Source organism: Pseudomonas sp. ICMP 561, from assembly GCF_002699985.1.
Taxonomy (GTDB): domain Bacteria; phylum Pseudomonadota; class Gammaproteobacteria; order Pseudomonadales; family Pseudomonadaceae; genus Aquipseudomonas; species Aquipseudomonas quasicaspiana.
The window spans coordinates 240,905-252,647 of the sequence record NZ_LKBT01000001.1; the positions used below are offsets into that span (position 1 = coordinate 240,905).

An 11,743-nucleotide genomic window follows, 5' to 3' on the forward strand; every position below is an offset into this window, starting at 1 on the left:
CCGCGAAAAACAGCTGAATACGCAGAACAGAGCAAGATACGGGCCAAAGACGATCATGAGCAGCCCTGGTGTCAATGATGCAGCGCTCTCGCAGCCAACACGCCCCTCCAGGAGCGCGATAGCGTTAGCAAAGCCGATAGATTTATCGAATGACAGACCGAGTCGCGGGCAAGCGCGCTCCTACAGGTAAATAACATTCCAAATAGTAGGCGCATTTGTTTGATAGAAGCGCGAGTCGACTCAGGGGTGTGCGATAAAAAACTGGCGTTCCGCGTCGAATAACCGACGCACAGTCGAGTATTCGTGATCAAGGGCGGCCAATAGATCGCCAAGACCGACGCTTTCCTCCCGACGGCTGCGCTCTTCAAGCTCACGGCACAGGTCGGCAAGGCGCAGCGCGCCCATATTGCTGCTGCTGCCTTTGAAGCTATGGGCCACCAGGCTCAGCTCCTGCAGATCAAACGCAGCCACTCCCATAAGCTGACGCAAACGGGAAATACGGTATTCAGAGTCTTTGAGGAACACATCCAGAAGGGTGGGATACTCGTCTTCCATGACTTCCTGCAACGTCGTCAATACGCTGTAATCCAGATGAATGACTGACACCTTGCTCACTCCTTTGATCAAGAACCCGGGGTTATGCCTTTGCCCCCCAGCAGAATTCCACGCGTGCGATCCGTCCGTCCTCAGACCACGAAGCCTCGTCACTCAGCTCTCGCACCAGCGCAAGACCGCGACCGTACAGCTCATTGAGTGTCGGCGGCAACGCAAGAATTGTATCAATGTTGAAACCATTACCGCTGTCCTCCACCTGCACACTCAAACGGCCGCCCCCATCCAGAGGGGTGACCTGAAAATGTATGCGAATGAAGCCACTCTCCAGCGCGGCAAGCCGCTCTGCCCGCTGCTGATAATAGCGGGTAAATCCTGACGCGTTACTTTTCAGCGAAGAATCCAGCCCCAGAACGCCATGCTCCAGCGCATTGCTATAAAGCTCGGTCATTACGGTGTAAAGCGCACCGCTCTGATGACGCAGGCCATGGACCTCCAGCAACAGCTGCAACAGATAAGGCAGTGGATTAAAGCGCCTGAGGGTCGACGCCCTGAACTCGAACGTCGATGACCAATCCAGCGGCGTAGAGGTACCGCTGTCCGAATAAGTCACGGTTTGCGGTCCCAGCTCTGCCTGCTCGACAGCTGTGATTTCCACCATGCTGACGTCATCCCGGGGCTGCCCACCGAAATCATTCAACGCTTGCTGAATCTCCGTGATCAACAGCTGCGGATCGCGATTGGCTTCCAGCACCTCGTGTAGCCGCGCCACACCAAACAACTGCTCTTTGTTGTCCGCGGTGTCGATCACCCCATCCGAAAGCAGGAAAACCCTGTCACCCAAGGCGAACGGATGAACCTCGGTCCGGTCATCAAACGAACCCGAGTCCAGCACGCCAAGCGGCAGATGCCGTGAAACCAGTGCAGTGCGCTCCCCTGTCGCAACACTCAGCAGATAACCGTCAGGCAAGCCGCCATTCCAGACCTGAAACTGGCGCTGACTGAAGTTGATACAGACCATGGTCGCGCAGCAGAACATGTCCACCGGCAGGATGCGCTTGAGCTTGGCGTTCATCTCGCGAAGGGTTTCAGCCAGACCGAAACCCTTCGCAGTCATGCCGTAAAACACTTCTGCCAGAGGCATCGCACCGACCGCCGCCGGCAAACCATGCCCGGTGAAGTCGCCCAACAACAGGTGCATGTGGCCAGCGGGTGTGTAGGCAGCGAGCAACAAGTCGCCGTTGAATAGCGCGTAAGGCGATTGCAGGTAGCGAATATTGGCTGCGTCCAGGCAACCGGAATGCGCTACCTGATCAAATACTTCCTTGGCCACTCGTTGCTCGTTGAGCAGGTAGTCATGGTGGCGGGCAATCAGGTCGCGCTGCCTGAGGACGGTCTCCTGCAGCAGCCGCAAGCGGTTCATGGCATTGATTTTTGCCGTTAGAACCGTCTGGTTGTAGGGCTTCGCAATGAAATCGTCTCCACCGGCATCCAGGCAGCGCGCCAATGCAGCACCTTCCGTCAGCGAGGTCAGGAAGATAATCGGAACCAGCGCCTCACCGGCCAGCTCCTTGATTCGCCGGGCAGCCTCGAAGCCGTCCATCACCGGCATCATGGCGTCCATCAATATCAGTTGCGGCCGATCTGTCTCGAACAACGCAATCGCATCGGCGCCATTGTCAGCGCACAACACACGATGTCCTTGTCGAGCCACGATAGTAGACAGCAACAGGCGGTCACTGGCGTTGTCGTCAGCGATCAGGATGCACAAGGATTCGCTGGACGGCTGCAAGGGTTCAACCTATCTGGAAAAGCTTCGAGAAATTGGAGATGGTCAGGATCGTGATGACATCAGGGCAACAATTGATCAGACGAATCCGCGAACGCTCGCCCCCGGCATGATCACGCAGCAACAAAAGCATGCCCAGCGCCGAACTGTCCAGGTAAGTGGTGCCACTCAGGTCAACGACATAACGCAGTTCGCTACCCGACTTTTCATAAGCTTCACGAAAGTCCTGATGGGAAGCGAAATCAAAGCGCCCAGAGATTGAGATGGTCAGTTGCTGACCGTCGGGAGAAAGCTCAGAAGTGACCGGCATGTAGAATTCCTGAGAGACGTACGTCACGTTATCAAGGTTTAGCACCGCCTTTGAGCGGCGGCAAATTGATTGAAGGCCGATTTTTCGGGAGGTTGCAGGGGCAAGCGGGTGAAAACTGAATGGCTCCATTCACAGATACCGTAATGCTTTGAATTGGAACGCGTTTTCTGTAGGAGCTCACGAGCACCGCGAGGCAGCGATGGCGGCCCGTCTGATACACCGCTATCGCGGCCTCGCGGTGCTCGTGCGCTCCTACAGCTCTAGTGTTTGACGCGAGCTATAGCCGCACCCTATCCAGCGTTGTTAAAACGGCGCATGCCTGGGCAGGCGTTGCGATAACTCATCCAGCAGCTTCTGTTCGCGCTTGTCTTCCAGTTGACGGGCTTCGTCGATGTAGCGCTGGACCAATTTACGCAAGCCTTCAACCCGGGCATAAGCCTGCTGCCAACTGACGCGGGCTTTTTCGACGTTGTCCTGATGCCAGGCCAGACTCCGGCGCTGCTGATCAACAGCGGTATCCAGCTGGGTAAGGAAGCGCTGGTACCCCAGCAGCCACTGCCCGGAAACGCCATGGGCGCCCTTGTCGATCCATTGTTGCTGGTAGTCCAGGCGAAACTGCTCCAGGTCATTAAGCTTGCCTTCGGCGATGCGCACCTGCCCCTGGAAATGCCCCAATCGCTGGACGGCCGCGCGCTCGGCGCTTTCGGCCATATCCACCACGGGCGCCAGACGCGCTGCGCGACTTACGGCCATGACTTATCAGCCACCCGCAGCAGGGCTGAAGACGGCAGCCAACTGAGCACTGCTGTTCTCCATGCTCTCGTTTTCATTGAGCCCCTGACGCAGAAAGCGCACCAGGGTTGGCTGCAGATGAATCGCCAGGTCGGTTTCCCGATCCCCACCGGGCACGTAGGCACCGACGCTGATCAGATCGCGGCTCTGTTGATAACGCGACCACAACTGCTTGAAGTGCTGCGCCTGATTCATGTGGTCGGGGGTGACCACCGCAGGCATGACCCGGCTGATGGACGCCTCGATATCGATGGCCGGGTAATGCCCTTCCTCAGCCAGCCGACGGGACAACACGATGTGGCCGTCGAGCACGCCTCGCGCCGAGTCCGCGATCGGATCCTGCTGATCGTCGCCTTCGGACAGCACTGTGTAAAACGCCGTGATCGAGCCGCCGCCCGCTTCGGCATTACCGGCGCGCTCTACCAGCTTGGGCAGCTTGGCGAACACCGAAGGCGGATAGCCCTTGGTTGCAGGAGGCTCACCGATAGCCAGAGCAATTTCCCGTTGCGCCTGAGCGAAACGGGTCAGGGAATCCATGAGCAACAGCACGTTCTTGCCCTTGTCACGAAAATATTCGGCGATTCGCGTGCAATACATGGCCGCCCGTAGACGCATCAGCGGCGCATCATCCGCAGGGGATGCGACCACCACCGAGCGCTTGAGCCCTTCTTCACCCAGGCTGTGCTCGATGAATTCTTTAACCTCACGACCCCGCTCACCGATCAGGCCCACGATAATAATGTCGGCCTCGGTAAAGCGGGTCATCATGCCGAGCAGGACGCTCTTGCCGACGCCCGTACCGGCGAACAGCCCTAGACGCTGGCCGCGGCCCACCGTCAATAATCCGTTTATGCTGCGAATGCCCACATCGAGGGGCTGACTGATCGGGTTGCGCTTGAGCGGATTAATCGTCGGGCCGTCCATCGGCACCCAATCCTCGGCCCTAACGGCGCCTTTGCCGTCCAGCGCGCGACCTGCGCCATCCAGTACGCGGCCCAGCATTGCCATCCCCATGGGCAAACGGCCGGTATCCGCCAACGGCACAACGCGCGCACCGGGCGCGAGACCGGACACGCTGCCGACGGGCATCAAGAATATCTTGCTGCCGGAAAAGCCCATGACTTCGGCTTCGACTTCTACCGGATGATGACTGTCATCGTTGATCACCATGCAGCGACTGCCCATGGCAGCCCGCAGGCCCTCGGCTTCAAGGGTCAGACCGACCATGCGCAGCAAGCGCCCTTCCACCACCGGCTGCACGGGCATTTCGATGGTTTCGGCATACGAACCCAGGCGTTTGCCGAAGCTGGTGCGATCAAGGCGCATCGGATTTCTCGACATCAGGGCTGGCAGACGCTGGCGCGGCTGGAGGGGTGTTCAGTTCCAGACTGAGGTCTGGAGCTGCCGGATGCAGTGACTGCTCGTGCATCTGGTCATACATTTTGCCAATGGCCAGCGCCAGGCGTGTCTCGATGCTGGCATCGATCCGGCTGTGCTCGGTTTCAATCCGGCAACCACCAGCCTGCAATGTGTCATCTTCAACGATGCGCCAGGTTTCCTCATGACGCTCGCGCATGGCTTTGACCAGATCAAAATCCTGCGGATTGATGAAGATCCGCACATTATTGGCGCCCATAGGCAACAGTTTCAGCGCATCGCGCAGGACATTGCCAATCTGCCGTGAATCGGTGGTCAGCTCCCGCTGAATAACCTTGCGAGCGATGTGCTCCACCAGATAAATCACCGATTGCTCGATTTGCTTGTCCTGGCTGCCGATCGGATCAAACAGCTGGGTCATGAGCAGGTCGAGGCTTGCAAGCTTTTCCTTGAGGGCAACCTCGGCTTCCTGGCGAACCTTCAGTTGCGTGCTGTGAAAGCCTTCCTTTTCGCCGGTAGCGAAGCCTTCGTTGTAGGCCTCCTGACGGACGCTCTCCAACTCTTCGAGTGTTATCGGCTGGACTTCCTCCAGAGGGACTTCTTCGATGGTGTCGACCGATTCCTCGATCACCGGTTCCGGCTCGGGTTCAGGCTCTTTGTACGGGTCGAAACTGGGCAGCGACCACACGTCAAAACCGCCGACGTCCTTGGCGCGGATGAGCTCGCTGACCGGTTCTTTGTTGGAGCTGGACATTGATAGTGCCTTAGAGTCTGTGATGTTTCAGCGCAGGCCGCCTTGCCAGACGACTGTCGTCAGGCAAGGCGGTGGACACCGGAGACTATATCCCCGGTCAGCTTTTCCGACAAAACGTCAACAGACTAGATCATTTCCTCGCCACCTTTGCCGCCAAGAACGATTTCCCCGGCCTCGGCCATACGGCGAGCAATAGTGAGGATTTCTTTCTGTGCGGTTTCCACGTCGCTGACGCGGACCGGGCCCTTCGCTTCCAGATCGTCGCGCAGCAGTTCGGCGGCACGCTTGGACATGTTCTTGAAGATTTTTTCTTTGATCGCCTCGTCGGAACCCTTGAGAGCGAGTACCAGCACGTCCGAAGACACCTCGCGCAACAGCGCCTGGATACCGCGGTCGTCCACGTCCGACAGGTTGTTGAAGACAAACATCAGGTCTTCGATCTGCGTCGACAGATCTTCGTCGACTTCGCGGATCGAATCCATGAGCGCACCTTCGATGGAGCTGTCGAGGAAGTTCATGATATCCGCAGCACGCTTGATACCACCCAGGGTAGTACGCGACGTGTTGGCATTACCCGAGAACTGCTTCTCGAGAATCTGGTTCAGTTCTTTGAGGGCCGCTGGCTGCACGGTGTTCAGCGACGACACCCGCAGAATAATATCCAGCCGCACCTTGTGATCGAAATGGCCGAGCACTTCACCTGCCTGATCGGCATCCAGATACGCCACAACAATGGCCTGAATCTGCGGGTGCTCGAAACGGATCACGTCAGCCACAGCGCGTGGCTCCATCCATTTCAGGCTGTCCAGACCGCTGGTGTTGCCACCCAGCAGGATGCGGTCGATCAGACCGTTCGCCTTGTCTTCGCCCAATGCCTGGGTGAGCATTTTACGGATGTAACCGTCAGAGCCGACGCCCAGGCTGGTCTGATCGCCAACGATTTCGACGAACTCGGTCATCACCTCTTCGACCTGTTCGCGATGCACGTTACGCATCTGCGCCATGGCCACGCCGACCCGCTGGACTTCCTTGGGCCCCATGTGGCGCAAGACTTGCGCCGCATCGGTTTCACCCAGGGAAAGCAGCAGTACGGCAGCTTTCTCGACTTTACTCAGTTTGGCTACAGCGGCTCGATCATTCATCAGTGTTAATCCACTCTTTCACGACCTGGGCCACACGACCCGGATCTTCAGCCACCAAACTCTTGATTGCGTTCAGCTGTGCGTCATAACCCTCGGTCGGGCTAGGCAGCAGAATACTTTGCGGGCCACCCAGGCTGACGCGGTCGTTGGACAGCTCATCGGAGCCACCACCGCCCATGCCACCCATACCGCCCATGCCGTCGTCAAAACCGGCGAGTTGCTTGCTCTTGCCGTTGGTGATGTTGTTCAACACCGGACGCAAGACACCGAACACCAGAACCAGGATGAAGATGACACCCATCGCCTGTTTGACGATGTCCCAGAACCACTGCTGTGAGTAGAACGGAATATCCGGGATGACTTCGCCCTGCTCGGCCGAGAACGGCACGTTGACAACGCTGACGCTGTCACCGCGGCTGGCATCGAACCCGACAGCGTTCTGCACCAGACGGGTAAAGCGGTTCAAGTCTTCTGCGCTCCACGGTGTGCGTGTCGCTTCACCATTGGCCGGGTTGATCTTGAGCTGGTCATCCACCACCACGGCAACCGACAGACGATTCAAACGGCCCTGCTGTTGCTTGGTGTGACTGATGGAGCGGTCCAGCTCGAAGTTCTTGGTCGACTGCACGCGCTTGTCAGCCGGGTATGGCGCCAAGGCTGGCTGACCCGTGGCCGGGTCCATGATTTGTTGGCCGTTTGCATCCAGCAACGGCTGGCCTGGAGCAATGGCGGCAGCAGCACCGGCTGCACCGGCGCCCGGGGTTTGCGGTGCGGTTGCAGGGCCTGGCGGCTGGTTGCTCAACGCGCCCGGAACACCTGATGCACCTGAACTGCTGGAACGCTGCTCGTTGACCGACTGCTCGCTGCGCAAGGCAGGCTGATCAGGGTTGAAGCTTTCTGCCGTTGACTCGACAGCACTGAAGTCCACATCAGCGGACACTTCCGCCTTGTAGCGATCAGTGCCCAGCACCGGACGCAGGATGTTCTGCACACGCTGAGTCAACATGCCTTCCATGCGACGGGCATAGTCAAACTGCTTGCCCGCCATGGTCAGCTCGGAGTTCTCCGCCTGATCAGAAAGAAGATTGCCCTTCTGGTCGACGACAGTGACCTGGGACTTGGTCAGCTCTGGAACGCTGGTCGCCACCAGATTGACGATGGCCATGACCTGGCTTGGCTCAAGGGAGCGGCCAGGGTAAAGCTCAACCAGAATCGAAGCACTTGGCTTGCGATCATCACGGACGAACACCGAGCTTTTCGGGATCGCCAAGTGCACACGGGCACCCTTGATGTTATTCAAGGACGAAATGGTCCGCGCCAGCTCACCTTCAAGGCCACGACGATAGCGCGTCGCTTCCATGAACTGACTGGTCCCCAGGCCTTGATCCTTGTCCAGGATTTCAAAACCGACGTTGGCGTCAGTCTGGGCGATGCCAGCAGATGCCAGCTGAATGCGTGCACGTTGCACGTCATCAGCTTTCACCAGCAGCGCGCCGGAATTAGGCTCGACGGTGTAGGCAATATTGGCCGTGGTCAGCGTGTCCATGACCTGTTTGGCGTCCATGCCGGCCATGCTGCCGTACAACGGACGATAGTCAGGTTGCTGCGACCAGAGCACTACGGCAAAGCCGATGGCCACACTGGCAGCCAGGCCGACCATAAGGCCAACCTGACGCAACATGGTCATCTCGGAGAGGTTTTCCAGGAAGGCCAGACCGAACAACGGTTTGCCTGCAGGAGCGCCTGCCTTGGCCGGAACGCTATCGGCGAGTGTTTCTGCCATGACTCAATACGTCCTTAAACCGGCATCTGCATGATGTCTTGGTAAGCCTGAACCAGCTTGTTTCGCACCTGGGTCAAGGCTTGAAAAGACACACTGGCCTTCTGGGACGAGATCATCACGTCAGTGAGGTCCACGCCGCTCTTGCCGATCTCGAAGGCGCTGGACAGCTGGCTGGAAGCCTGCTGAACGTCGTTGACCTTGTTGACGGCCTGGCCAAGCATGTCGGCAAAGCTGCTGGAGCCGATTTGCGGCGTAGCTGCAGCCTTGGGCGCAGCCATGGCATCCATCTGCATGGAGCGCATGTCCAACATCAAGCGATTAAATTCAACACCTTGGCTCATGGACGTTTCTCTCATAAGGGCCGCAAATTTTTGACACCGAGTCAGCGGTCAATAATGTCAAAGCAACAAGAGTGCCAGCTACATAGCAGCATATGGCCATCACGATGCATCCAATCTATCAGCGAATTCCGCTAAACCCTGCTCTGGATAAGCATTTGGCTGATCCAGAGAGGTTAAAATTTTTTAATTTCAGGTCGATCTGCGACAAATAAGCGCAGGCAGAAAAACTGTATCGGCTCTAAACGACAAACCATCAGGTCGCGAACAGATAACCTTCCACGTCCATCCCCGCGTCGCGCATTTGTGCCAGCTTGTAGCGCAACGTACGAGGGCTGATACCGAGGCGCTCCGCCGCTTCTTTGCGGCGACCACGCTCAGCGCGTAGCGTATCGATGATCATTTGAAATTCACGCCGCCGCAGGTCATCCCCCAGCGCGCCAGCCGAATCGCTGACAGCCAGCTCCATCGGAGCCGACACACCCACTGGCGCGGCAGGTGCCAATGAACCGCCAGCGGTCCCGCTCAACGATGGCGCTGGCGCGTAAGACACAGGGCCGGACAAGCAGAAGTCTTCAGCCTGAATCACACCGCCCTGCTGCAAAATCAACGCCCGTTGCACAGCGTTATCAAGCTCCCGGACATTCCCCGGCCAGGCATAACTCACCAGACAGGCTTGCGCCTGCGCCGACAGCCTGACGGCGGCGTGCTTCATTTTATTGGCATGCTTGGCCAGCAGACGCTCGGCGAGCGGCAGAATATCGGCAGTCCTTTGACGCAGCGGTTGCCAGGCCAACGGAAAAACCGAAAGCCGGTAGTACAAGTCTTCCCGGAAGCGACCTGCCGCTACTTCACCGGCCAGATCACGGTTGGTGGTCGCAACCACGCGAATATCCAGGGTGATCGTCTTCTTGCCGCCGACCCGCTCAACTTCACGTTCCTGAAGAACCCGAAGCAGCTTGGCCTGCAAACCCAAGGGCATTTCCGAGATTTCATCCAGCAAGATCGTGCCGCCGTCGGCCTGCTCGAATTTGCCAGCCTGGGCGGCGATAGCGCCGGTGAAAGAGCCCTTCTCGTGACCAAATAACGTGGCTTCCAGCATATTGTCGGGAATGGCTGCGCAGTTAATGGCAATGAACGGCTTTTCCGCGCGGGGCGAATGCTGATGGATAAAACGCGCCAGCACTTCCTTACCCGTCCCCGACTCCCCTGAAATCAACACGGTCGAATCGCTTTTCGCCACACGGCTGGCCAGGTTGAGCAACTGCGCGCTGGCAGGTTCGACGGCGATAGGACCTTCGTTGCCTGCCGGCCCCAGACGCCCCAAGGCATGTCGCTCTACCAGACCCAACAACGCCTTGGGTTCGAACGGCTTGACCAGATAGTCGGCCGCGCCATGACGCATGGCATCCACCGCGCGCTCCACTGCGCCATGAGCTGTCATCAACAGCACCGGCAATTGCGGGTGACGCTCGCGCAGCAAACCGAGCAATTGGTGCCCGTCCATGCCGGGCATGTTGACGTCACTGATGACCAGCCCGAACGACTCATCGGCCGCCGCCAGCAACGCGTCTTCCGCGCAGGCGACCGCGTGATAATCATGCCCCGCCAGTTCAAGGGTATCGCCCAGCGCTTCCCGCAATGAACGGTCGTCCTCGACCAGCAACACCTTGATCGCCATCAGCAGATTTCCTTTGCAGCGGAAGCCGGAACCAGTGGCAACGAAACGATCGCACAGGTGCCGCGCCCGACACGGGATCGGTACTGCACGCCGCCCTGATGCGCACGGGTAACCGCTGTCACCACCGCCAGCCCAAGACCGGTTCCCGTGGTCTTGGTGGTAAAGAATGGCTCGCCGATTCGGGCAAGTGCAGCGGCATCGATGCCACTGCCGTTATCACTGACACAAACCCGCAAAACATCACCGCGGGCATAAGCGTGGATTTTCAGACGCGTGCGCCCGGCACTGGCCTGCACGGCATTCTCAACCAGATTGAGCAAAGCACCGACCAGCGTGTCGCGATTGCACAGCAGCTGCCCAGGGACATCGTCACACTGCCACCGCACGGACAGATCGTCGGTTTGGGTATGCGCCGCAGCCTGTAGTGCCGCGAACAGCTCGTGCGGTGTAATGCGATCCGTCAACGGCAACTCGCCACGGGCAAAGACCAGCATGTCGCGAACCTGATGCTCCAGCTCATGCAAACGTTCCTTGAGTCGTCCGGCGAAACGCTGCTGGGTTTCCACCGGCAACTGCTGCTCTGTCAAATGACTGGCATAGATCAGCGCAGCAGAGAGCGGCGTACGAATCTGGTGGGCCAGCGAGGCGACCATTCGCCCCAGAGATGACAGGCGCTCATGGCGCGCCAACTGCCCTTGCAGGCGACGGGTTTCAGTCAGGTCGTTAAGCAAGACCAACTGCCCAGGCTCGGCATCCAGTGAACGCGTGGAGATGGACAGACGACGTCCATCCTTTAGAGAGATTTCATGACCATCGTCTTCGCGAGGCGCAAAGCAACGGCTGATCACGTGCCTCCAGAGCTCACCCACCAGAGGTTGCCCGAGCAGATCCACCGCAGCCGGGTTCGCTTCGCGTACAACGCCCATGGCGTCGATCACGATCACGCCGCCGGGCAACAGATCCAGAAGGTTCTGCAAGCGGAATGCAAGGCGTTCTTTTTCTGCCAGCTCCTGCATACGCTGAGCACTGACCACCGCCAGTTCGCCCTTAAGCTCAGTAACCCGTGCTTCCAGCAAGCTGTAGGAGTCCGTCAGTTGCGACGACATCTGATTGAACAGCTGAAAGGCATGCTCAAGCCCCTGACGACTTTCCAGTTCGAGGGACAGCGGAACTTGAAGTGCAGAATCAGACGACAGCTGCTGAACGGCCTGGGACATAGGTAATC

Annotated in this window: 11 protein-coding genes; all 11 read right to left on the minus strand. The window is 58.4% G+C overall.

Features of this window, described 5'->3' with window-relative positions:
- Positions 1 to 240 precede the first annotated feature (240 nt).
- The 11 genes from AO242_RS01130 to AO242_RS01180 all read right to left on the minus strand — a co-directional run bounded on the left by AO242_RS01130 (position 241) and on the right by AO242_RS01180 (position 11,735).
- Positions 241 to 555, minus strand: coding sequence for an Hpt domain-containing protein (locus AO242_RS01130; protein ID WP_049826699.1), 315 nt, complete (start codon positions 553 to 555; stop codon positions 241 to 243).
- 82 nt (positions 556 to 637) lie between these two features.
- Positions 638 to 2,344 (minus strand): ATP-binding SpoIIE family protein phosphatase, encoded by a 1,707-nt coding sequence (locus tag AO242_RS01135; RefSeq protein WP_099267353.1) that lies wholly within the window; start codon positions 2,342 to 2,344, stop codon positions 638 to 640.
- Between the two features lie 4 nt (positions 2,345 to 2,348).
- Complete coding sequence (locus tag AO242_RS01140; RefSeq protein WP_027898005.1) at positions 2,349 to 2,651, minus strand: STAS domain-containing protein; 303 nt, start codon at positions 2,649 to 2,651, stop codon at positions 2,349 to 2,351.
- A gap of 303 nt (positions 2,652 to 2,954) precedes the next feature.
- Positions 2,955 to 3,404, minus strand: a complete 450-nt coding sequence (gene fliJ / locus AO242_RS01145) for a flagellar export protein FliJ (protein ID WP_027900997.1) — start codon at positions 3,402 to 3,404, stop codon at positions 2,955 to 2,957.
- Positions 3,405 to 3,410: 6 nt separating this feature from the next.
- Positions 3,411 to 4,769, minus strand: coding sequence for a flagellar protein export ATPase FliI (gene fliI / locus AO242_RS01150; protein WP_027900998.1), 1,359 nt, complete (start codon positions 4,767 to 4,769; stop codon positions 3,411 to 3,413).
- Entirely contained in the window at positions 4,759 to 5,574 is an 816-nt protein-coding gene (fliH, locus tag AO242_RS01155; protein WP_099267354.1) for a flagellar assembly protein FliH, read from the minus strand. The genes fliI and fliH overlap by 11 nt, the downstream gene beginning before the upstream one ends.
- Positions 5,575 to 5,699: 125 nt before the next feature.
- Positions 5,700 to 6,716: a flagellar motor switch protein FliG gene (gene fliG, locus AO242_RS01160; protein WP_027901000.1), complete on the minus strand. Its 1,017-nt coding sequence runs from the start codon at positions 6,714 to 6,716 to the stop codon at positions 5,700 to 5,702.
- Positions 6,709 to 8,499 carry a flagellar basal-body MS-ring/collar protein FliF gene (gene fliF, locus AO242_RS01165; RefSeq protein ID WP_099267355.1) on the minus strand — a complete coding sequence of 597 codons (1,791 nt, stop codon included), beginning with the start codon at positions 8,497 to 8,499 and terminating at the stop codon, positions 6,709 to 6,711. The genes fliG and fliF overlap by 8 nt, the downstream gene beginning before the upstream one ends.
- Positions 8,500 to 8,513: 14 nt before the next feature.
- Entirely contained in the window at positions 8,514 to 8,840 is a 327-nt protein-coding gene (gene fliE / locus AO242_RS01170; protein WP_027901002.1) for a flagellar hook-basal body complex protein FliE, read from the minus strand.
- Between the two features lie 253 nt (positions 8,841 to 9,093).
- The gene (locus tag AO242_RS01175; RefSeq protein ID WP_099267356.1) at positions 9,094 to 10,518 is read right to left on the minus strand and encodes a sigma-54-dependent transcriptional regulator; all 1,425 of its coding nucleotides are present in this window, start codon (positions 10,516 to 10,518) and stop codon (positions 9,094 to 9,096) included.
- Positions 10,518 to 11,735, minus strand: coding sequence for a sensor histidine kinase (locus AO242_RS01180; protein ID WP_099267357.1), 1,218 nt, complete (start codon positions 11,733 to 11,735; stop codon positions 10,518 to 10,520). Before AO242_RS01180 ends, AO242_RS01175 begins: the two co-directional genes overlap by 1 nt.
- Positions 11,736 to 11,743: the final 8 nt, after the last annotated feature.

Coding starts and splice junctions, on each gene's coding strand:
- AO242_RS01130 (WP_049826699.1), bottom strand. CDS start 555: ATGGAAGACGAGTATCCCACCCTTCTGGATGTGTTCCTCAAAGACTCT.
- AO242_RS01140 (WP_027898005.1), bottom strand. CDS start 2,651: ATGCCGGTCACTTCTGAGCTTTCTCCCGACGGTCAGCAACTGACCATC.
- fliJ (WP_027900997.1), bottom strand. CDS start 3,404: ATGGCCGTAAGTCGCGCAGCGCGTCTGGCGCCCGTGGTGGATATGGCC.
- fliI (WP_027900998.1), bottom strand. CDS start 4,769: ATGCGCCTTGATCGCACCAGCTTCGGCAAACGCCTGGGTTCGTATGCC.
- fliH (WP_099267354.1), bottom strand. CDS start 5,574: ATGTCCAGCTCCAACAAAGAACCGGTCAGCGAGCTCATCCGCGCCAAG.
- fliG (WP_027901000.1), bottom strand. CDS start 6,716: ATGAATGATCGAGCCGCTGTAGCCAAACTGAGTAAAGTCGAGAAAGCT.
- fliF (WP_099267355.1), bottom strand. CDS start 8,499: ATGGCAGAAACACTCGCCGATAGCGTTCCGGCCAAGGCAGGCGCTCCT.
- fliE (WP_027901002.1), bottom strand. CDS start 8,840: ATGAGCCAAGGTGTTGAATTTAATCGCTTGATGTTGGACATGCGCTCC.
- AO242_RS01175 (WP_099267356.1), bottom strand. CDS start 10,518: ATGGCGATCAAGGTGTTGCTGGTCGAGGACGACCGTTCATTGCGGGAA.
- AO242_RS01180 (WP_099267357.1), bottom strand. CDS start 11,735: ATGTCCCAGGCCGTTCAGCAGCTGTCGTCTGATTCTGCACTTCAAGTT.